The sequence below is a fragment of the Trichocoleus sp. FACHB-90 genome, assembly GCF_014695505.1.
Classification (GTDB): Bacteria; Cyanobacteriota; Cyanobacteriia; order Cyanobacteriales; family FACHB-T130; genus Funiculus; species Funiculus sociatus.
Genome location: NZ_JACJOK010000085.1, coordinates 1 through 21,860, shown reverse-complemented (window position 1 = coordinate 21,860; position 21,860 = coordinate 1). Strand labels below are relative to the sequence as shown.

21 protein-coding genes and 1 pseudogene are annotated in these 21,860 nt (G+C 43.2%); 12 read left to right on the top strand and 10 right to left on the bottom strand.

Annotation, left to right across the window (positions count from 1 at the left end):
* Window positions 1-18 precede the first annotated feature (18 nt).
* Window positions 19-180, top strand: a complete 162-nt coding sequence (locus H6F74_RS25050) for a hypothetical protein (RefSeq protein WP_190444854.1) — start codon at window positions 19-21, stop codon at window positions 178-180.
* On the opposite strand, the gene H6F74_RS25045 is transcribed toward H6F74_RS25050, so the two are convergent.
* Entirely contained in the window at window positions 155-994 is an 840-nt protein-coding gene (locus H6F74_RS25045; protein ID WP_190444853.1) for an SDR family oxidoreductase, read from the bottom strand. The genes H6F74_RS25050 and H6F74_RS25045 overlap by 26 nt on opposite strands.
* Window positions 991-1,938: a class I SAM-dependent methyltransferase gene (locus H6F74_RS25040; RefSeq protein ID WP_190444852.1), complete on the bottom strand. Its 948-nt coding sequence runs from the start codon at window positions 1,936-1,938 to the stop codon at window positions 991-993. Before H6F74_RS25040 ends, H6F74_RS25045 begins: the two co-directional genes overlap by 4 nt.
* Before the next feature lie 501 nt (window positions 1,939-2,439).
* Between H6F74_RS25040 and H6F74_RS25035 the strand changes: the two genes are divergently transcribed.
* Window positions 2,440-3,240 (top strand): ParA family protein, encoded by an 801-nt coding sequence (locus H6F74_RS25035; protein WP_190444851.1) that lies wholly within the window; start codon window positions 2,440-2,442, stop codon window positions 3,238-3,240.
* Window positions 3,227-3,676, top strand: coding sequence for a hypothetical protein (locus tag H6F74_RS25030; RefSeq protein ID WP_190444850.1), 450 nt, complete (start codon window positions 3,227-3,229; stop codon window positions 3,674-3,676). Before H6F74_RS25035 ends, H6F74_RS25030 begins: the two co-directional genes overlap by 14 nt.
* Before the next feature lie 95 nt (window positions 3,677-3,771).
* On the opposite strand, the gene H6F74_RS25025 is transcribed toward H6F74_RS25030, so the two are convergent.
* The 3 genes from H6F74_RS25025 to H6F74_RS30220 all read right to left on the bottom strand — a co-directional run bounded on the left by H6F74_RS25025 (window position 3,772) and on the right by H6F74_RS30220 (window position 4,898).
* Window positions 3,772-3,918, bottom strand: coding sequence for a hypothetical protein (locus tag H6F74_RS25025; RefSeq protein ID WP_190444849.1), 147 nt, complete (start codon window positions 3,916-3,918; stop codon window positions 3,772-3,774).
* A gap of 96 nt (window positions 3,919-4,014) precedes the next feature.
* Window positions 4,015-4,317, bottom strand: coding sequence for a helix-turn-helix domain-containing protein (locus H6F74_RS25020; RefSeq protein ID WP_190444848.1), 303 nt, complete (start codon window positions 4,315-4,317; stop codon window positions 4,015-4,017).
* Window positions 4,314-4,898: a hypothetical protein gene (locus H6F74_RS30220; RefSeq protein ID WP_190444847.1), complete on the bottom strand. Its 585-nt coding sequence runs from the start codon at window positions 4,896-4,898 to the stop codon at window positions 4,314-4,316. Before H6F74_RS30220 ends, H6F74_RS25020 begins: the two co-directional genes overlap by 4 nt.
* Before the next feature lie 176 nt (window positions 4,899-5,074).
* On the opposite strand from H6F74_RS30220, the gene H6F74_RS25010 reads away from it, so the two are divergent.
* From H6F74_RS25010 to H6F74_RS25000, 3 genes are all read left to right on the top strand, one after another.
* Window positions 5,075-5,266, top strand: coding sequence for a ribbon-helix-helix protein, CopG family (locus tag H6F74_RS25010; protein WP_199301613.1), 192 nt, complete (start codon window positions 5,075-5,077; stop codon window positions 5,264-5,266).
* A gap of 251 nt (window positions 5,267-5,517) precedes the next feature.
* Window positions 5,518-5,727 (top strand): hypothetical protein, encoded by a 210-nt coding sequence (locus H6F74_RS25005; RefSeq protein ID WP_190444846.1) that lies wholly within the window; start codon window positions 5,518-5,520, stop codon window positions 5,725-5,727.
* Window positions 5,728-6,141 (top strand): HNH endonuclease signature motif containing protein, encoded by a 414-nt coding sequence (locus H6F74_RS25000; protein WP_190444845.1) that lies wholly within the window; start codon window positions 5,728-5,730, stop codon window positions 6,139-6,141.
* Window positions 6,142-6,332: 191 nt separating this feature from the next.
* On the opposite strand, the gene H6F74_RS24995 is transcribed toward H6F74_RS25000, so the two are convergent.
* Both H6F74_RS24995 and H6F74_RS24990 read right to left on the bottom strand, forming a co-directional pair.
* Entirely contained in the window at window positions 6,333-8,276 is a 1,944-nt protein-coding gene (locus H6F74_RS24995; RefSeq protein WP_190444844.1) for an AbiA family abortive infection protein, read from the bottom strand.
* A gap of 24 nt (window positions 8,277-8,300) precedes the next feature.
* Window positions 8,301-9,368 (bottom strand): annotated as a pseudogene (locus tag H6F74_RS24990) (IS630 family transposase).
* Between the two features lie 101 nt (window positions 9,369-9,469).
* Between H6F74_RS24990 and H6F74_RS24985 the strand changes: the two are divergent.
* Window positions 9,470-9,817 (top strand): hypothetical protein, encoded by a 348-nt coding sequence (locus tag H6F74_RS24985; protein ID WP_190444843.1) that lies wholly within the window; start codon window positions 9,470-9,472, stop codon window positions 9,815-9,817.
* Window positions 9,818-10,204: 387 nt separating this feature from the next.
* Here the strand turns inward: H6F74_RS24985 and H6F74_RS24980 are convergent, their stop codons facing one another.
* The 3 genes from H6F74_RS24980 to H6F74_RS24970 form a co-directional block, all read right to left on the bottom strand.
* Window positions 10,205-10,669, bottom strand: a complete 465-nt coding sequence (locus H6F74_RS24980) for a hypothetical protein (protein WP_190444842.1) — start codon at window positions 10,667-10,669, stop codon at window positions 10,205-10,207.
* Window positions 10,670-11,286: 617 nt separating this feature from the next.
* Window positions 11,287-11,646, bottom strand: coding sequence for an MAPEG family protein (locus tag H6F74_RS24975; RefSeq protein WP_242022451.1), 360 nt, complete (start codon window positions 11,644-11,646; stop codon window positions 11,287-11,289).
* Between the two features lie 78 nt (window positions 11,647-11,724).
* Window positions 11,725-12,147 carry a DUF6220 domain-containing protein gene (locus H6F74_RS24970; protein WP_190444840.1) on the bottom strand — a complete coding sequence of 141 codons (423 nt, stop codon included), beginning with the start codon at window positions 12,145-12,147 and terminating at the stop codon, window positions 11,725-11,727.
* Window positions 12,148-12,245: 98 nt separating this feature from the next.
* On the opposite strand from H6F74_RS24970, the gene H6F74_RS24965 reads away from it, so the two are divergent.
* The 5 genes from H6F74_RS24965 to H6F74_RS24945 all read left to right on the top strand — a co-directional run bounded on the left by H6F74_RS24965 (window position 12,246) and on the right by H6F74_RS24945 (window position 21,784).
* Window positions 12,246-13,010, top strand: a complete 765-nt coding sequence (locus tag H6F74_RS24965; protein ID WP_190444839.1) for a LuxR C-terminal-related transcriptional regulator — start codon at window positions 12,246-12,248, stop codon at window positions 13,008-13,010.
* A gap of 392 nt (window positions 13,011-13,402) precedes the next feature.
* Entirely contained in the window at window positions 13,403-14,752 is a 1,350-nt protein-coding gene (locus tag H6F74_RS24960; protein ID WP_190444838.1) for a P-loop NTPase fold protein, read from the top strand.
* The gene (locus H6F74_RS24955) at window positions 14,749-20,823 is read left to right on the top strand and encodes a hypothetical protein (protein WP_190444837.1); all 6,075 of its coding nucleotides are present in this window, start codon (window positions 14,749-14,751) and stop codon (window positions 20,821-20,823) included. The genes H6F74_RS24960 and H6F74_RS24955 overlap by 4 nt, the downstream gene beginning before the upstream one ends.
* A 13-nt stretch (window positions 20,824-20,836) precedes the next feature.
* Window positions 20,837-21,109: a recombinase family protein gene (locus H6F74_RS30735; RefSeq protein WP_190444836.1), complete on the top strand. Its 273-nt coding sequence runs from the start codon at window positions 20,837-20,839 to the stop codon at window positions 21,107-21,109.
* A gap of 87 nt (window positions 21,110-21,196) precedes the next feature.
* Window positions 21,197-21,784, top strand: a complete 588-nt coding sequence (locus H6F74_RS24945; RefSeq protein ID WP_190444835.1) for a ParA family protein — start codon at window positions 21,197-21,199, stop codon at window positions 21,782-21,784.
* Window positions 21,785-21,860 lie beyond the last annotated feature (76 nt).

Here is a 21,860-nt window from a genome sequence, read left to right as displayed (position 1 = left end):
CTCAGTTTTGTTTGAGTTATGCTCAGTGTCCCTCTCCAACTGCCTGACGCAGATATCGTGTTCTACCCGTCTCTGCTAGATGAGCAGGAAAGCGATCGCTTTTTCACACAACTGACTGAAACAATTGACTGGCGACAGGACTGGATTACTACTTCTAGGTGGAAGTTGTCGTGCGGGTAGTATAAGCAGCAATGCGGTCAACGAACCCAGGCGCAATCAACTTTGCCCAAGGTGTCACTTTGCCTTTCAACGTCATCAGGTGTTCCCGTTTGCGTCGTTCCATCGCCCAGACAATTTGACGCACACACTCGTCTACCGGCATATTCCCCTTACTCTCATCACGAGGACTCTGACCCAATGGTTGCCCATTTGCTCCTAGAGCACGTTGCCGGATGTCAGTTGCAACAAACCCCGGTGAGACAACTAGCACATCCACTTCAGTTCCCTGTAACTCTATACGGAGGGTATCAAAGAAACCTTGCATCGCGTGCTTACTGGCAACGTAACCAGTGCGAGTAGGTACAGCCGTTTTGCCACACAGTGAAGAGATAGCTACCAAAAGCCCTCGACTGGCTTTGAGATAAGGCAGGGCATAGTGGGTGCAGTAGACGGCACCGAGGTAGTTAACCTGCATGACCTGCTCAAAAATGGAGAGGTCTGTAATCTCATCAAAGCGGCTCAGCATTGAAATTCCGGCGTTATTAATCAAAATATCAATCTGCCCAAAGGTGGCGTAAGCTTTCTCTATTAGCTGCTGACAGGCTTCAGGTTGAGTCACATCAGTGGTCAGTGCGATGATCGCGCGAGGCGCAGTGCCAGAGGCAATCGCCACTCCTGGTTGATTGGTGCAAGCAGCAACTGTTTCTTCTAATGCCGCTTGATTACGGGCGGCTAATACTAAATTCGCGCCTTGTTGAGCCAAGGAGAGTGCCAGCGCTTGTCCAATTCCAGCAGACGCACCTGTAAGAATAATTGTTTTGTTCGCAAAACTCATGGTTTACGCCCTAAAATTGTGCGATGTCGAGGGTCACTAGCAACTGTTACCATGTGTTCAAAGCCAACAGACTGCATGGCAGCTTCAACGTTGAACGTGTAGTAATCATCTGACCAGGGTTCCGTACTCTTCATTAACGTGAACAGCACAGGCGGCAGATTCTGAATGACAGACGATTGGGGATTGTTGTCCACAATTGCCAGATGACCACCGGGACGTAATAAGCGCATGGCTTCCCTAAAAATTCCGGTCGTTGCCTGACGGGGTAACTCATGAATCACAAACTGAAGCGTGATTAGATCAAAGAAGCAATCCGGTAACTCAGTCTCTTCGGCATTGGCATGAATCCATTGAGCAATCTCACCTTTGGCATCTCGATGCTGAGCAACACTCAGCATATAGGGCGATAAGTCTAAGCCGACGGTGCGAACCGAACTATCCAACTTGGTTTGATAGAAGCGATGCAATCCCAATGTCGAGATGCCAACCGAGCAACCGATGTCGAGAATGTCTTGCACAGGTTGCGTGATGTGTTGGGCAAGCACTTGATGGAAACTGCTACGAAGCCGTTCCTGTGCGACTTGCCAGGTTAAAGATTCATCTTTCCAAACTCGTAGTGCCATTGCCTGAGTTGCAGATTCTGCCTCAAAGGCTGCCTCCCAGCACAAGTTCCCTTTTTCATAAGCGTGGAAGGGCACTTGATAATAATCAGGATAACGGACTGCGGCATTCGTGACCTGGGGAGCCTGCTGCTGAATCCCAGAGGCTGCTAATTCTTCATAGTGTTTGCGCCAGGGAATGCCATTCTTCTCAGCAGTTTTAATCAGCACCTGGCGCGCCTGCTGCTTCATCACAGCGTAGATAGGTTTGGTCTGAATCAGGAGATTGACACAACGAGAGAGAAAATCATCCCCTGCCCAAGCCGGTTTGCTTTGGAAACTCATGGCACCACAACACAGTCGGAACGCTCTCTATTGTATGTAAAAGGTTGTGTTGACGAGGTTGTGTCCTTAGAGCTACTAGGTTTCAAAGGCATGCTGTCCGCTTCCTGTGAATTGTTCTTGAATTAAACATAAGAACCCCACGGCTATCTCCTCTTGTTTGTCAATTGGATACTTGAAGATTTGCTCTAATCCGTTGATGATACAGTCCAGCCCTCCGGAAATAGTCAGGAACTGGTCTATACGTGTCTGAGTTCCCAGTCCTATTCAGCGGGGGTGTAGTTAAAGAACACAGTGATGAGTGAGCGATTGTCTCTATTGGAGTCGAAGATGCTCATACTTCAATCAATTTCTTATAAACTGCACTTTTGGAAAAGTGCAGTTTTAGATTTATACACTATAGAGAATATGTAGTTTTTCAGTTTTGCATATTTGTAAAATGTCAAGTTTTCAACATACACTTACTGAATATCTACCTAATCTCACCGCGTCACTTGTTCAACGATGCAGACAGTCAGCTCCATATCCTTGGCTGGAGGTCAGGGGAAGACGACAATGGTTTTGTTCGTGGCTCGTCTGTTAGCCGCGAAAGGACATACAGTTTTGGCAATCGATGCCGACCCTCAGAGCAGCTTGACGACTTTCCTGGGTTTCACCGTGGAACCCGACAGCCCCACTCTGCTCGAAGTTCTCAAAAAGCAGGTCGATACTAAGGATGGAATTTACGAGACGAGGTACGACAATCTGTTTTTGATTCCCTCTGATGATGCTCTGGACACGGTGCAAGATTATCTCGCAGGTAGCGGCACTGGTGCTTTGACGCTGGGACGACGGCTAAAGAGTGTTGCCAAACTCTTCGACTATTGCCTGATTGATGCCCCCCCGCAGCGATCGCAAATTTCCCTGACGGTAATTGGTGCATCTGATGGGTTGATAATTCCGGTTGAAGCTTCGGTAAAAGGCTTACAGTCATTGATTCGCACCCTGGAGTTGATTAACGAACTCAACGAAGAGGATGAAACGTTTGGAGGGAGAGTTTTGGGTGTAGTTCCGTTTCGCGATCGCTGGGTGGGGTTGCGCCGCACGACGGAGAGCGAGAGCAACATTGAGTCGATGAAGCAAATTACTACCCAATGGTTTGAAGAGGATTTGGTGCTGCCCTCGATTCGGGAGTCGGAGAAGTTTAAGCAAGCGATTAACCAAGGGTTAACGCTGCACGAAATGGGGCAAGAAGATTTGGCTTATCCAATTGAGGTTCTAGTAGACAAGATTTATTCGTTGAAGAGTAGGCATGACAAATCCTGACATTCGTTCGTTGATTACATCCAAGTCGCGCCCTAAGGTAACTCCCCGCGATGCCTCACTCTCACTTAATCGCTCTAAAGACGTGGAGGAGGAAGCTTCTGACAAGAGTGAAATTAGTGATGCCGACGATTCTGCCCAAATTAATGCTGAGCCTCAAGAGTTACAGCGACTACAGGCGGAGTTAGACAACCTGCCACAGGTTGGAAAGCGGTTGGCAGTTCATTTAGAGCAAGGAATTAGAGCTGATTTACTGCGAGTGTGTGAGTCGGAGGAGATTACGCCAGAAACGTTTATTGAAGCAGCAATAGCCTTGTTGCAGTCCAAACCAGAACTGAAAGAGGAAGTAGTAGCGGATGCCAAGGTGCGGTTGCGTGAACGTAAACGAGCTGGATTAGTAAAGAGGACAATGGCACTGGTTCAAAAGTACAGCGGTTAAGCTTTAATAAGAAACTTCAGTTGGTCATTGAGGTTTGACTTACTAAGCTTACCTGGGACTGCAATCTGCTCCCGGCTCAACATAGAAGTCAATCCTCATCGTCGGTTAATCGGCAACGCTGGAGCGTATTGCAAGCCGCGTCGTTTGAGTGCAGCGTGGATAACTTCAATTTCTTGGGCGATACGCAGTCCTAAAGCTCTGCGGTTGTTGACTTTGCGCTGGTTCGCTTTGGTTGTTCTCAAGGTTTGTAGATCGCTCTAAACAACTAAAGCCACCCTACTTATAGGATGGCTAGCGAGATCACTTCAAATGGATATTTACATTGGGTGATGGGATTCTTAAGGGTTGCCCTTAAGACAGCACAGCGCCTTTAAGAGTTGTTCGGGAATGTCCTGATCATGCTCCAATAGGAAGTCCATCAAGGCGAGATGGCGTAAATCGGCAGGTTGCGGACGGCGGTAGTTTTTACCCCTTCTAAACCAGCGTCGAACGGTAGACATGGAACGAGAACAGATGAAGGCGATCGCTTCGTGATTCACCTGCCATTTGGCGTAGAATTGCTGCGGTGTCATTCCCAGCTGGCAGTATCCGTAGAGGTCGATTAGGGTTTGCTCTTGTTCGGTGAGAGGACGGGGTTTCATGCAGCGTCCTCCAAGGGTTCGAGGTCGTTTTCCCAGGCGATATCGGCAACTGTAATAGCGGCGCTGGGGGAGAGTTGATCGAGCCAGATCAGGTAGCACCACGTCCAAGCGCAGTGGTGGGTAGCAAAGCTGTAAAATCTTCCAATTGCAACACCCCAGTCTGTCTTATCCCTGTCAGGAATCCAGCGCAGTTTGTCGCCGTACAAGTAGCGAGGGGTCTGAACATTGGGGAAGTTGGCAGGCAGGTCAATAGATGGGGGCGGAAATATCAGATGAACTAAGCTGGGGGGTATGTCGGTGCTGCCGTGACGCAAGGCGTTCAAGTAGCCAGCGATCACTTTTCCTTTCAGGTTGGCGGTAAAGTCTTGGATAAGGATCGCGGTTAGGCTTTCGAGTTCGAGTTGGGTATGGTTCATCCACGCTGCATCGAAGTCAGCGTCGGAGTAGGTTTTTAGGCGGGTGAGAAAAGGCGCGATCTGCGCTTCGCAGCAGCGCTTCGCTATCGCAAAATCGTCTAAGGCTTGCTGATAGCCTTTCTGATACAAACACAGGCTGCCACTTCGATAGCTTGGTTTTACCATTGTTAGAGTCTCCTTTTATTGGGGAGCTAAGAGCCAGCGCTGGACTGTGGAAGGTTTGAGCGCTGGCTTTTAACTTTGTAGGAATAGGACAGGATGAATGACACACAGAATAACACAACTATTATGTGTTTCTGTGTGTTTCTATTTATAAAAGAGGAAAACACACAGGAGCGCCTATGATTTATGACATGGCGAAAGTGACTGTGACACTCTATATGGATGAAGAAGACAAGGAGGCGCTGCAACAATTGGCAGACGCGGAGGAGCGCTCTTTGTCTCAAATGGCGGTGTTAATTCTTAAAAGAGCAATTAGACAAGCTCAGGAGGAAGGGAAAATTCTGCCGAATCAGAGTAAGGGGGATGAATAAGGCGATCGCATACTTACCTCATGCCAAAGGCGATCGCATCTAGCAGTTACAGCAGCAGATTGAGTGTGGCAAGCATTGCTGGAAAAGTTGGAAGGGAAGGAATGAGCGATAAGCTTTCTTCGGCATACTTTGCTACCGCACTATCCCTTCCGTCCGCACCAAAACAGTGTTTGATTGCGACACATACGCCCTTGGGATGCTTTCGCCTACAATGAGGCTACAGCAAAGTGGCTAATTAAACTAACTGCTCTATGCCAGAAATCGTAGAGATTCCTATCGAACTAACCCGATTCCAGCTTCCCCAAGCGGTTCACGCACGCTTACAATTTTTATTGGATCGTCAGGACAAGGGCTATACCCTGTCTCAGGCAGAACGACAGGAAGCAGAAGGACTGGTTGAACTGGTGGAATTTTTATCTCTACTGCGTTTGCGATCAACACGGGTGATGAAGCAAGCATAGATGGTAACGATTCCAGCTTCCCTTCGTCGATTAGTCATTCAAAGAGCAGATAACCGTTGTGAATATTGCGGGATATCGCAAATTGGTCAAGTAGCAACTTTCCATATCGACCACATTCTTCCTGTCGTAGCAGGTGGCGAGACGATTGCTGGAAACTTGGCTCTTGCTTGTGTCTCCTGCTCACTTCGCAAGGGTGCACGGCAAAATCTGGAGGATTCGGAGACGGGTGAAGTTGTCTCCATTTTTAATCCTCGCCAACAGGTATGGAAAGAACACTTTGATTGGAACGGTGTGCAAGTTGTCGGGTTGACAGCTACAGGTCGAGCAACGATGCAAGCACTTGATTTGAATCGAGCAACAATGTTAGCGATTAGGGCAGAAGAGCAATTGCTAGGTCGTCATCCACCACCATAAACTTCTATTGACTGAAGTTGCTGTTCTAAGGACTTTTGGGACGTGAACTCAGACAGACAAAGCTAATGTACATGCCCTCACAAATAACGTAACGGTCTAACGATTGAGCTAACCGGACAGAGACAAGGTTTGCAACTCAACAGACAGCTTATTAGTCTGTTGTGGTTCAGCGATTTATTTGAACAGAGCTGCTACAGGAGAAAATCTAGACATTGACCGACATGCTCATAATAATCTAGATACTCTTCTTTTGTAACCTCCCAAGCGAGGCTCCCGTCAGAACCAGGATGAGAAACACTATTAGAGTTTCTGCGATCAAACAAATTTCTTATTTTTATACATGTTTCATGCCGGATACCTTTTGACTGTAGGAATCTGACTACATCGTTAACATCATAATTCTTCTTCCCTTTTTCCTGTTTGATACAAACGGCATGAATTTCATTGACTAGGTGATTAAGTGCAACTGAATAGGATGTACTCCTCTCACTCAAAATTCGCAGTCGAGTTTGCTCTAGTACATCAGGCATCTCTGACAGCTTTTTCATTTGCATACAAGCCAACTTATAGTATCCAGGCTGAGCGCAATTAAGTTTTTCATCAAGGAATATATCGACAATGTCATCCATATGAACATTCTGTCTAAGCTTATGAAGAAGATTACAATCATTAAAATTAGTTTGACATAGGAACTTAATGACTAAGTCAGCATCACCCGTAGTAACAATAGCTTTATCTAAACAAAATTTTCTGAATCCATTAGTTGCCGTCTCGTCTTTCAGTAGAATAATTAGTATTTCGAGTGGTTGAACTTTCACAAGATCAAAATTAAACTTCTTGAATATCTCTTTAATCTCCTCTTTATTTTCCGCTTTATCAAGTATCTGCTCTACGCTCTTATCAAATACCTCTTGAAGAATTTCTTCTTGTGCTGAGTTACCCCTTACAAAATACTCCTCGACACTAGATTCTTTAATTTTCCTTAGCTCTCGAAATATCTTGTTGAGCTTATCTTGAGGAGTTTCAATAATCGGTTCATTTTTCTTTTCTTCTTCCTGCTCATCTTGAATAGCACTAAAGTACTCATCACTAGGAGATGATTTGCGTATATTCTTAAGAAGCTCCTCTTTTTCTTCTTTCTTTGACAAGCGATACAACCTAGTTTTTAGATTAAGCTTAAGACCAAGCTGACTATACAAAACCTCGGCAATTTGAGAAGCGATCGATTGAATAAATGAACCTTGAGATTCTTGATTAATATTTTGATTGAACGTTATAGAGATATATATATCGTCGGTATATCTAATAATTCTATGTGAATCAATATTATCTTTATACTTTGTCAAGATATCGTCTATAAATAAATCACCAAAAACCAAATACAAGTAACCAATAAAACTAGAGATAATATTATTGTCAGATTGGGGAATTCCAGATTTGCCATTGGATATAAATTGAAACAAGCAAATAATCTGTTCTCTTGTAAAAATGTCGTAAGCCATGTTTGCCTGAATGCTGGGCTTGATGAAACGGCTTAGAAGATGAAGTAGCCTAGAAATTGACAATTCATTAAAATAATTCTCAATATCAAGTTTCAAAATCACCTTATCTAGACTTACCAATGTGATTTCTTCTTTAATTCTTGATTTAAACTGTTCGTGAAAACTGCGATAGTAAATGTTTTTAGAACTTAATTGAAGTGCTTCAGACTTATAACTCAAGTTACCACCGTAAAAAGCATCAATACTTCCAATTTTTTTATAGTTTTCAATTAAAAATTCTTGTGACAGCTTGAGTAGATAAAGTCCAACAGCATAGTACACTGTTCTCATTGGGTAGGTAAAGAACTTATAATCTCTCAATCCAAGACCTGGCTTTGGTATGACATATGAGAGAACAGAGAACCCTTTCTTTAAACCATAAAAAAGGCTACTTGAAATTTTTATATTGAAGTAGTCTTGTGCGGCATTATTTAGACATATTGTATCAAGCCTTTCATAATAAAACATACTGAGAGTATTAAAATGTCTGTTGTTTTTTTTCTGCTTTATCTGAAAATTCAGAAGATCCAAAGCATCTTGCCAGAGACTACAATTTACGAAGTATCCAAGTTGTGTTTTGTTGCTATTGGTCATCACTCCTCTTTCACTATAGCAGCCCTAAATGAGTTGTGCAAAAGCATCATATTTTTTTAAGTTAGGTCGGTTGAAAAGCTGAAATTTAAAGAAAAATTGAAATAATTTTTTCACGATGCTAAAGCTATTACAGATATAATGAAAACGTCTGATAAAGCTTTTCACCTGTAGCCAAACAGCTTATACTGGATTTTCGTCGGGGGCGTATGGCGCAAACAAACAACAAGTTATAGACCAATCTTCTGGCTCTTTACCTTGATTTTCCCTGCTTAATAACTCTTGCATAATCTCTCCTCTATGATAGCTAGCACCGTCCCAAATTAACAAAAGTTTCTTTTGGGGATTTCTTTTTTTTTATTTCTCAACAAATTTCACCGTATTTTCCCCATTGCCCGCTGAATACGGGCTAACAATAAATTCTTGATTCAACAGATTCAAGGCTCCGTAATAGGTTTGTCTATCCCGTTCATTCGACACGAGAACAATTTCTCTTTCTTGACTATTACCCCACAAATAGTTACATATATCATCACCTTGCAGATGACACTCATCTAAGGCGTACACCACCAATAGTCCAGCTTCTATTTCTGGCCTAGCTTTTTCTAAAATTTTAGCTATCTCTTGATTCCTTTGTGCGATAACTTCTGGTTTTTTTTTAGGATTTTCTCTATTTGCTTTTTGCCAAGTTAAGTGGCTTTCGTTTAAAATTTGATAATAACTTTGCGGAGATTTAAAGAGAACATCATACGTTTCAATTAGATGCCTTTCTAATTCTGAGATGTTTCGGTTTTTTGGCTGGGTTAGCCATAACATTACCTCAATCTTTTCTTCAATTGTTAAATAACTTTTTGACCCGCGATACCCTAGCTTTAAACCCCTAATTCCGTGAATTAAAAACTTTTTTTGGGTTTGGGCAATAAAACTTGTTGAAACTTCTAATCTTTCTTGGATTTCTCTATAACTAAATCCCCGCAATCTTAGTTTAACCGCTTCGGCTCTTTTCCATTCCCTCACGTCTCTAGTATTAGAAATAAAGTCTTGTAATTTCTGTAAATTTTCTGCTACCCAATTCTCTTTATCTTCCACTAACATCTGCAAGTATCTCTTTCCTAGCTTTTATTTTTATTTTACCTGTAGGGGTTTGTTTGCACAACTCATTTAGGGCTGCTATAGATATTTGATGGATTGTTGGTATGACATCTCATCTTTTCAAGCACTCAACTTTTGAAGTGTTTTTGGAAACAGTTCGTGTTCGACCAGGAATGTACTTCGGGAAGGCTCCTCTTACTGGGCTTTGGTGTATGTTGACTGGCTATGAAATGGCTGTTGAAGAACATAAAATTCCCAAGTCAGAGCGACTTGATTGTTGTCTTGTGGAAGAGTTTGATAATTGGTTACGGCAACAGTTTGGCATGGGTAATGCAATTGGATGGTATCTCTTCATTATAAACGAAACTAAATCAGAAAAGGAAGCATGGAATCGCTTTCTTGAACTTTGGGACAAGTTTCTCAGTTGTAAGCTGGACAGTAAAAGGTTTTGATAGGCAACTTTTTGACAAGATTGGACTAGAGTTCAGATATAGACTTATTAAAGAAGTTGGAGAACTCGCCTTTCACTTTTACTTTCGAGAAACCAGTTAACTTCAGCCGAGAAAAATCCAAAGCCACAACGGATTCTTGTCCAATAACAGGTTATTCGTCGTCTTAACGAATCGTTGTTGTTGAGCATTTCTATCGCTATCAAACCCTCTATCTATTTGGATAAAGAAAAGCTGGGTTAAGACAATTACGGCTTTAATTAGGAATCTCTACCAAAGTGTTACTTGGCTCAAATTCTTTGTTTTAAAGGATTTTAAAGTTTTTTGGATGAACGACGCTAATGTGTTAGTAGCGACAAATAATTTGTTTTCTGACAACTGCTCACACGCCTAGTTTTGTGATTCGTATTCTTCACAAATTTTTACAGCAGCTTCTAGATATCTATCCAATAGATGACGATCAGATATATTGGGTAATACTAATTCAACAGCCGATATGGCTTCCATTATTCCACCATGCTCTTCTCCTTCTTTAAAAGATGCGATAGAACCCCACAGTCGAGCTATGGCAGTTTGAATTTCTTCCCTCTCAGGGAGATACCATATTTCTTGACTAATCTCAAAACACTGCGAAGGAGTTAAAAGATGTTGCTCATCCATTGCTTGCTGAACGTATTTATTGAGCTGGGAGAGTTTGTCCGATTTAATCTCAAATGAATATATTTGTATACATTCTACTGCCCATTTGATTGCTAAACTATAGTGATAGTTTTGTAGTCTGTTTGCAATTGGATAAGCCCAAAGTATTTTTTTTTGCGTTATCGTTTGTTTTACATTTTCTATTAATTCTTTCATGATTGTAAATATATTTACTGGTTTAATAATGTATATACTGGTGAGTCCCCTATAACAATAAGAATAACATTAGGGCTTTTAATTTCGCATGGGGTAAGTGCAATGGCTGTTAGTGCTTAAGTTTTTGGCAGCAGGCTTAGATAGTGATTTGCACTTTATCTGTTAAATTCTCAAGCATCGCCAGCTTCAATATCTTCCGATATCGTATTGTGTATCACAAACAACCGTTTATGAGACAGATTTTTTGATCTGACGCAACACGCCTCAAATCTACCTGCCCCGGGTCTCATAACCCGTCTTTTTATCTATGTCTTATGAGATAATTAATAGATGAGTTGTGAGACATTTTTAATGAAAATTGGATATTGCCGGATTAGCAAATATCATAGCTAGAGGTAGGAGAGGTGCCAGGAAAGAGCAGCACAACTTTAAGAAGATCGTCACTGCCGTTAAATTGGCTGATTCCTCACCCGACATAAATGCGAACATCTGTAAACAGTTAGCAATTAGTCGTACCACCTACTACCACCGTCATACTAAGCCTGACTGGTGTCAGGCTGCGAACCGGCACGGGATATCTTTAAGGCGTTGTTGCGGAGATCCCTTTGAAAGCATACCTACGCCCCAAAGTGGGTAAGGGCTGCACGGATCGCAATGAACCAAACCGCCAGAGTGGCGAACAGGTAGAGGTAGAACCGAAGCATCACGAGATTGAATGTACAGTGGACGGCACTATGCAATGTGCGAAACACAACGAAGATCCACCCGGCGTTTACGTACACTGCATCGACTTGTTTTGTGACGAAAAGGTATAGCACGAGTGCATAGAAAAGTACCGGAATCTCGAATAGATTTTTTAGGTTATCTGATGGATTGGATACGTTTCGCGGCCAGATTTGCATGGGTGCGCTAGATGCAACAAGGTCTTGCGGATGGATCTTCTGGCTTTTGATGAAACCGATCCGACAAATGTACATATACACCCAGACTAAGAGTGTTAAAAACATTGTTGCAAAGAACGGACTAAAGATTGCCTCTTGTGTCATCTCTATCTCTTAAGCTTGCTCATTGTGCTGATGATTGAGCGATAGACTGCGCCATACACGATGGACAAGGCTTGCAGAAACGTAGAGTAATGAAAATCCTATCAAAGGGTGTAGTATCTCTAGGTGTAAAGGACTCTTGAGATGAATGCTGAGAAACTGTAGTCCCAGCAGCACTGGTAGACTCGCAGTAAGGCGTTGTATTTGAGGTGAAAATGGGGTGATAAATGACCATCCTAGTAATAGTAATGACAGTCCGCCATATCCTCGGACTAGCCAAACGTGAATATTCCACCATACAGGACTAATAAAGTAGGCGATTCCGACTGTTAATAATTGAGTAATCAAGCATAGGTTAAAGATGGCTGAAGTCACATAAAAGCCAACTTGCATCCCGCTTCTATCCGCGCGCTCAATTTCTGGATTGATAGTCATATCAGGCGATTATTGAGATTAAAGCTAATATAGGCTGAGCGCCTTAATGCTTCTAGACCTCGAACGGGTACACTTTAGACCCCTTTACCCCTTCACGTATGACAAGTCCCTTAGAGCCTCTATTGTCAGCGATTCGCCAAACCTATAGTAAATCCGACCTACGAGCGCAAATTGCACCGAAAATTGGTGAATATTTTGCAGCGAAACGATGGGCGATTTTTTTCTTTGACCAACTGCCCTTAAGCGATCGCAATTTTCAGAAAATCTTGAAAGTCGCACTCTCAATCGAGCAGAATCCTGTGGCGCGTTATTTAGCGGAGCGCTATGCTCCGGTTCATGAAGCATTAGTGACAACCCCCAAGGCTTGGAAATTAATCTGTCCTCGTCCAGATCACTGGCATGTGATGGCGGGGCCTATTATCAATCACGGTCAAATCGTGGGCGTAGTAGGCTGCACACGTGAAAAGGCAATGCCTGCCTTTGATAGCGAAAATCTAGTCGATTTAGGTGCCATCTGCCTACACTTATCGGGTTGGGTTGCAACGGTGGGTTCAGAAGGGATTTTTGCAGGAAAGTCACAGCAGCAACGGTTTAACAGCGGTTTCCTTCACAACGGCAAAGCCGAACGTTTAACAGCTCGTGAGTTGGAAATTGCACAATTGGTGGCGTTGGGGCAAACCAACGCGGAAATTGGCAATCAACTTTGGATTACTGAAAATTCTGTCAAGCAAGCTTTAAAACGAATGTTCCGTAAGCTTGAGGTTTCATCCCGTGCACAGATGGTTGCACAGCTTTCAGATACAAGGTTTCGTTCATGGGAAGCAAACTCAGATTTATTTAACTCGGTGCTGAATTCCCATTAATAATCTTTCGGTTGTGTCCCCACTAAAGACCACCTAAAACAGTATTTGGTTGGGTAAATGCAGCAACCACGGAACTCTAATGAATCTGTTAGCCGCTGGCACTGACTCTACCTAACAGAGTCCAACTAGGTGGAGTCTAAACAATTCATTATTCAGTAATTGAGTTATGCAGTAACATGGCCGTCATCTCTATTTTGGGGCTGCCCTCCTATTTTCCTCAGTTGAATTTGATTTAAAATTTATGGCGGTTTATTAAGTAAAAACGCATTGATATGGATGCTTACAAAACTTAGGGGACTTTTGTTACAGATGTTGAAAAAAATCTGAGATAATTTGGTAAAAATTATGTAATTAGTTTTGTCTGACTACTTAAATTGTATGAGTGAAGTTTAATGGTACTAGATTTCCGGAGATTCTTTAGAGCATCCAATCCCAGCCGAACTCTCGATCTAAGCCAACCTGAAGATCGGCAGTATTACATCGATTTTTCGGCAGTACGAGGCAGCAATCTAATTAAAGAACTGGGACGCACCATTATCTTCTCTGAAGACGAGCCAACTTGTCAGCTATTCACTGGACACATCGGTTGTGGTAAGTCTACCGAGTTATCGCGACTGAAAACCGAGTTAGAACGGAAGGGCTTCCATGTAGCATACTTCGAGTCTTCTCAAGACTTAGATATGGGAGACGTGGATATCAGCGATATTGTACTGGCAATCGCCCGTCAAGTGAGCCAGAGTTTGGAGGCAGCTCAAATTAAACTCCAACCAACCCGTTTCCAAAATTTACTTCAAGGAGCTGCCAACCTTTTAAACTCAGAAATCACAGGGATTAAAGCCAAAGTTCCTGGCGTGGGCGATGTTGGAATTAATGCAGAAGCAGGAAAGTTTTCGCTGGCAATGGGCATTGGTGAAATTACCACCAAAGCTAAGGATAGTAAAGATATTCGCTCCCTGTTGCGACAACACCTAGAACCACGGGTTAATAATATCCTAGAAGCCATTAATCAGGAGCTGATCGAACCTGCACAACAGCAGCTCAAGCAGCAAGGAAAAGCAGGACTGGTCGTAATTATTGACAATCTCGACCGGATTGATAACAGGCAAAGGCCGTCAGGGCGAACCCAACCTGAGTACCTTTTTGTAGACCGAGGAGAACAACTCAACAAGCTCAAGTGCCACCTTGTCTATACCGTCCCTTTGGTTTTAGCGTTCTCCAACGACAAAGAAAATCTGACCAATCGCTTTGGGTCAGACCCTCAACTGTTGCCGATGGTGCGGGTACAGGAACGAGACGGCAGTCCGTGCGAAGAGGGCATTGCTTTGCTGCGGCAAATGGTACTGGCAAGAGCCTTCCCTGGTCTAGAGCCAGAGCAACGGCTTAGCTTAATTTCAGAAGTGTTTGACGCACCAGAAACATTAAATCGCCTGTGCCAGGTCAGTGGTGGTCATGTGCGGAACTTGCTGGTGTTGCTGAATAGCTGCCTGAAAAAAGACGATCCGCCTTGGTCGCGTGACCTAGTAGAGCGGGTAATCAGCCAGCGTCGCAACGAACTAAGCAAAGCCATCACGCCAGAAGAGTGGAAACTGCTCGCGCAGGTAGCACAACAAAAAACTGTCAGAGGCGAGGAGGAGTACCAAACCCTGCTGCGAAGTTTGTTTGTCTTTGAGTATCGCGATGCTGAGGAGGGTTGGTTTGATATCAACCCGGTTTTAGCAGAGGCAAAGGAGTTGCAGTCATGAGTGACCTAAATCAGGCAGACATAATGCAGATCAATAAAGACTCTCTAAAAACTCTAATTCGGGGCATTACTCAGTTTCAAGGGGAGTTTTCTTTAATCTTGGCAGTTTGCAACTACAGGACGTTGCGGGAGCAAATCGTGCAGCAGTTGCGGGAGCAATGTCCAGTTGAGGTACGTGAACTGGTCTTAGAGCCGTCTGTTCAAACCCTCTATACCAGGCTTGCAGAAGAACTCGGTGGAGAACAGCCTGATGCACTAATGATATTTGGTTTGGAGTCCGTGCGCGACCTCGACCAAGTTCTGACAGCAACCAATCAAATTCGAGAGGAGTTTCGCAAGTTTGTATTCCCTCTAGTGCTGTGGGTAACAGATGAGATAATGCAAAAGCTGATTCGGTTAATTCCAGATTTCCACAGTTGGGCGACGGCAGCGGAGTTTCAAATGACGACGGATGAGTTAATTGAATTCATTCGGCAAACTGTTAATGAAGTCTTTGCTAAAGTTTTAAACTCTCACGAAAACGTATTTTTAGATAATGCGGCTCTTGACCTAGAAAAAGGTTCGGTGCAATGCGCTGAACTGAAGTCAACTCGCCAAGAAATGCAAAATCGGGGGGTAAAGTTAGACGCGGAGTCGGAAGCGGGTTTAGAATTTGTCTTGGGTCGAGTAGCCGATAACTCCCAGGTAGAGTCTCGGCAGCATTACGAGCGGAGTTTGGCTCTGTGGCAGCAAACTCATAACCTAGAGGGTTGTGGAGTTTTACTGTACTATCTTGGGCTATGGTGGCGTAGCTATGCAGTACGACATCGAGTGGAGGAACAGCAAGCGTATGCTCGCGCCAAAGACTATTTTCAGCAGTCGATTGAGGTTTTTGAGCAAGCCAACCGTCCCGATTTAGCCGCTAAATTTATCAATTTCCTGGCAGAGGTGCTACATCGGCTGAAACGTTGGAACGAACTAGAGGCAGTAGCAAAAAAAGCCTTAGCTCTCCATCAAGCCTATTCTGATCCATTCAGACAAGCACGAGATTATGGCTTTCTGGCTGAAGTAGCATTGTCTAAATCGTTATGGATTGAGGCAAAACAAGCTGCTCAACAAGCTATTTTTCTCCTAACTAATGCAGCAGCTATCTCGCATCCGTCACCAGAGCAAACCGTTTTATTAGATTGGGAACTTTCTTTTCATCAAGGATGGTATTTATTCTCGTTAGCGAAAGCACAAGGGTACCTTGGTCAAGTCAAAGAAGCAATCACCACTTTAGAAACTGCCAGGGACACAACCAAACCCCATTACGATCCAGAGCTTTACATCCTGATTCTAAAAGCCCTGCGAGACAGCTACTTCCAACAAAAAGAATATCTTACTGCATTTCATATTAAGCAAGAGCGACAAGCAATTGAAAGTCAATTTGGTTTACGGGCGTTTATCGGTGCAGGGAGGTTGCAGCCGAAACAGCAGGTTACTAACCCAGCGTTACTATCGGCTGAACCGGAAAGCGAAGTAGCTCAGGAAATCGCCTCTTCAGGACGCTTGCATAGCGTCGAACGTTTGCTTGAGCGGATTGGACGAGATGATTGTAAACTGACAGTCATTCACGGGGAATCAGGGGTTGGTAAAAGTTCAATTGAGCAGGCTGGATTAATCCCAGCTTTGAAACAGACACCGATTAATGCCCGTAATGTCCTCACGGTTTTGCAGCAGGTTTATGCAGATTGGACTGAAGAACTCGGCAAGGGCTTGGCTAAAGAACTTGTAAAAATTCAAAGACGATTTTTCCCAATTGTTTTGAAACGCGGAGAGATAGAAAACGATAAGTCAGAACTTGGGCTTACCTTTGTCACCTTGGATTCAACAGAAGCTATTCTCACTCAGTTACGCAAAAATTCTGATTATAATCTGTTAACTATTTTAATTTTCGACCAATTTGAAGAGTTTTTCTTTACTTGCAAATCTCCTCAGCAAAGAAAGAAATTTTATAATTTTCTGCGCGAATGCTTAGATATTCCCTATGTGAAAATCATTCTGTCACTACGGGAAGATTACTTACATTATTTATTAGAGTGTACTCGGTTTATAACATTAGAGGTTATTAACAATAATATTCTCGACAAAAATATTCTTTTTCATTTAGGTAACTTTACGCCTAATGAAGCTAAGCTAGTCATTAAAAATTTAACGGAAAAAACTCAGTTTTATCTAGAACCCGCTTTAATCGATGAACTTGTCAAAGATTTAGCAGGAGGAATTAACGAAGTGCGTCCAGTCGAGTTGCAAATTGTGGGTGCACAATTACAAGCTGAGAATATTACTACGCTAGTTCAATATCAAAAACAAGGCCCAAAATCCGCGCTGGTAGAGAGATTTTTAGAAGAAGTCATTAAAGATTGTGGTTCGGAAAACCAGCAGCTTGCCGAACTCGTATTGTGGCTATTAACCGATGAAAATAGCACTCGTCCTCTCAGAACTCAAGACGATTTAAAAAACAGTTTAAAAGAATTAATAACAGACACCAGTAACCTCGATTTAGTCTTAGAAATTTTTGTAAAATCTGGGCTAGTATTGCTGTTACCAAGTTTTCCAGAAAATCTTTATCAACTGGTTCATGATTATCTAGCTGCTTTTGTTCGTCAGCAAAAAAATAACGAACTTATTGAAGAGTTGGAACAAGAAAGAGAGCAGAGAAAACGTAGTGAAGCTGAGTTAAATCGAGTCCTGAAACAACAATTAAAACTAGCCCTCACAGGTGGAATCCTAATGGCAGTTCTTGCTGTCATGGCAGGTATATTCGGAGTCCAAGCGAAAATTGGTGAGGCTAATGCAGAATTGAAGGAAATTAGCGCCGCATCAGAATCTCTTTTTGCTTCAGACAAACAGTTAGAGGCGTTGGTAGGAGGTATAAAAGCTGGGAAAAAACTGAAGCACAAATTTGGAGTGGAAGAGAATACCCGCAATCAAGTGGAGTCCAGATTGCAAGAGGTGATTTATGGCGTAAGAGAGCGCAATCGCTTAGAAGGACATACTGATACCATTACAGATATTAATTTTAGCCACAATGGCGAACTAATTGCTACTGCCAGTAATGATAAAACTGTGAAACTTTGGAGTCGTGATGGTAAAGAGTTTAAGACCTTACAACGGGGGCATAGCGATGGTGTTACTAGCGTTGCTTTTAGTCCCGATGGGGAAATCATCGCCTCTGGTAGTAAGGATAAAAACATTATCCTCTGGAATCTTGATGGTACACAGATAAAAACGTTAAGAGGAAATACTGATTGGGTGAGAGACCTTAGCTTTAGCCCTAACGGTCAGATTGTTGCTTCGGCTAGCGAGGATAAAACCGTAAGGCTTTGGAGGATTGATGGCGATAATACTCCAATTGCAGCTCTTAAAGAGCATGAATCTAAGGTTACAGTCGTGCGTTTTAGTCCAGATGGTCAAGCAATTGCTTCGGCTAGCGAGGATGGCACCATTAAACTATGGAACCTACAGAGCAAGAAATCTAAAACTATCAAGAATCCCGTTAGTGTCCTTAGCCTCGCCTTTAGCTCGGATGGCAAAGCGTTGCTCGCGGTAAGTAGCAATAGCACCCTTAAAATGTGGAGTCTTGATGGTACTTTGCTCAAAACCACTAACAATATTTCCTGGAGTACACCTGTTTTCACCATTTTCAGTCCTGATGATAAGGTGCTAGTCGTTGACAGGCATGGTCAGGGGAGACTCTGGAAAATTGAAGGTAGTAAATTTAAACTATTGGAAAACCTACAGTTGCCTATTCCTACGGGTGGTGACTTCAGCCCCGACGGGAAAATTATTGCCTTAGCTAGTAAGGACAATGTAGTGACACTTATAAGCCTTCAAACGGAGAATTTTAAAGTTCAAGAGGATGATAGGGGTAGAAGCAGGATTGTAGGATTTAGCCCTAGCAATTCTCCAGTATCGGTTGATAACGACACATTGAAATTCTGGAATCTCAACGGTACTCTAGCCAGGTCTATTAAGGTCTTAGATGATATTGATAGCGTAAGTTTCAGTCACTATGGTCAGATTATTGCTTCAACTGCTACTGATGCAACCGTCAAAGTTTGGAATCGTAATGGAACTCCCGTCAAGACCTTTGGTGGGAATGCTTTATCTCACGATTTCAGCCCTGACAGCCAGCTAATTGTTGTCGTCAATTCGGATAATACAGCACATCTGTGGAGAGCTGACGGCAAGTTAATTAAAACACTGCGAGGTCATAAAAATCGTATTACTAAGGTAGTTTTTAGCCCTAGTAACCAGCTTATTGGCACTGTTAGTCGAGACAATACGGTAAAGCTGTGGAATCGTGATGGTAAGTTAATTAACACACTGCGAGGTCATAAAGAGCGCATTACGGAGGTAATTTTTAGCGATGATAGTCAGCTCATAGCTACTGTAAGTTGGGATAACACAGTGAAGTTGTGGGATCGTAAGGGCAAGCTGATTCAAGCTAGTGAGGAGTACGACGATGGAGTAGATCGATTCGGAGATTTCTTAAATAGGGAGGTAACATTCAGTCCCGACAGCCAAATGCTATTTGTTCCCAGCGATTACAACGATGTGAAACTCTGGGGTCGAGATGGAAAAGTGATTCAAACCCTCAAGAAGGATGACGGGCAGGTGAATAGCGTAAGTTTCAGCCCCGATAGTCAAATAATTGCTGCGGCTAGTGATGATAACAAGGTAAAACTTTGGAAACGGAACGGCACGCCGATTAAAACACTAGAGGAAGAATTCTATAGAACTGATGTCAGTTTCAGCCCTGACAGCAAGCTGCTCGTCACTGCCAATTGGGGTACAGCGAAATTATGGAGTAGTGACGGCAAGCTGATTGGAACTCTTACAGGACAGGGTGATCAAAAGCTTAAGATTAGTTTCAGCCCTGACAGTCAGACTATTGCTTTAATTAGTAAAGATAGTATCAGTCTTTGGAGCCGAGAAGGTAAGCTGATTACAACGATAAAAAATGAAGAAGATGAAGCTCCTGAAATCAGTGTTAGCCCTAACGGTCAGTTTATTGCCTCTGTTAATAAGAATCATCAGGTAGCTCTTCGGAGCAGTAATGGCACGCTGATTCAAATTCTTAAGGGACATCAGAGCAAAATTACTTTGGTAAGTTTCAGCTCAAATGGTCAAACGCTTGCAACTGTGGATAAAGATAAAATCGTAAAACTTTGGCGCACTGACGGCACGCTGATTCAAACTCTTAATGGACATGGCAATCGGGTTGAGCGTGTCAGCTTTGGTGCTAACGGTAAGACAGTTGCCATTTCCGGTGTTGAAGATGTGGTGAAACTCTGGAACAGCAAGGGGGAGATAATTGCCCTATTGAAAGGCCATCAAGATATCATTAATAGTGTCAGCTTTAGTCCCAAAGGTCAGCTTATTGCCTCCGCCAGCGATGACAAAACGGTGAGACTTTGGAGGCTTGACGGCACTCAACTAAAGGTTTTGCCAGAGCATGCAGATAAAGTTAATCGCGTTCGGTTTAGCCCTGACGGTCAGTTTATTGTCTCTGCCAGCAGCGATAAAATTGTGAGGATTTGGAACCAAAACGGCACGCTTCTAAAACCACTGGAAGGACATAAAAGTGACGTTCGGGATGTAATTTTCAGCCCCGATAGCAAAATAATTGCTTCAGGTAGTGATGACGGCACTATTATCCTTTGGAATATTGATAATAACAATTATCGAGCTTTGCAAGGACACAGCGCTAGTATCAAAAATGTCAGTTTCAACCCAAATAGTCAGATTCAGATGCTTGCCTCGGCTGATGATAACGATGAAGTAAAAATCTGGAGCCATGACGGGACATTGCTGAAAAGCTTTAGCTCGGGATTGGAAGGCCAAAACATCAGCTTCAGCTCTGATGGACAGAAGATTTTGGTCTGGAATGAATACTTTGGTAAGAGACAACCTTCACTTTGGAGTTTGAATCTTGATGAGCTTTTAGAGCGAGGTTGCCGTCAGGTACGGGATTATCTAAAGACGAACCCGAATGTGGGCGAAAGCGATCGCGCTCTTTGCGATGGGGTTGAAACTCAAAATTAGCAGGGTTACGCCCGTGAGTAGCATCTTTGGCGCGAACGACTGGTCGTCGCGCTTGCGCTTCGCGGAATTTGAACGGCAGATTATCAAAGAAAGAACTTTTGCAGGATTAGCTACTGCCAGAGCTAGAGGTCGAAAGAGTGGTAGAAAAGAACAGCACTCTGACAAGAAAATTCTCACCGCGATCAAGTTGGCTGATGACAGCCCCGAAATAATTGAAGAAATTTGTCACTCCTTCGGGATCTCGAAAGCAACGTATTACAGGCGTCGCATGAATTTGTATAAATAGCATTGTGTAATTTTGCATACGCAAAATACTGGTATTTCAGTGAGCTATCGTTTCAGGTAAGCTTGTGGAAGCACTCTTGAAAACACCATGATTATTGCGATCGCATCCCTAAAGGGTGGCTGCTCAAAAACCACTACTGCTATTCATCTGGCAGCTTACCTCCAAAAGAAAGCACCTACTCTACTCATTGATGCAGATAAAAATCGCTCAGCACTAACCTGGGCGAAACCAGAGAAGCTTTCTTTCAAGGTTGTTTCGGAAACAGCGGCACCGAAATACATCAAAGACTATACCCACATTGTTATCGACACCCAGGCTCGACCATCTCCGAAAGATTTTGAAGAATTAGCCGATGGATGCGACCTGCTTGTATTGCCGACAACTCCACGAGCATTAGATTTAGATGCCCTGGCACAGACAGTAGATGTGTTAAAGCAAATGGGTGCTACGTTTAAAATCCTGCTCACGCAGGTTCCACCGCGAAGTACAGCAGCACGAGATGCTAGAAAATCTTTGGAAGAATTGGGACTGCCTGTATTTAAGGCAGAAATTAAAAGATTGGTTGCTTTTGAGCGAGCGCCGCTACTGGGGACGACGATCAAAGATTATCCCGATGCTCGTGCAAAAGATGGATGGTCAGGATACTTAGCAATGGGCAAGGAGGTTTTACAATGACCTCCAAAAAAGATGACAAGCCTTCTATGTTCAAATCCCTGCTCTCCCAAGCTCGTTCTAAGGATAAAGAACCCGA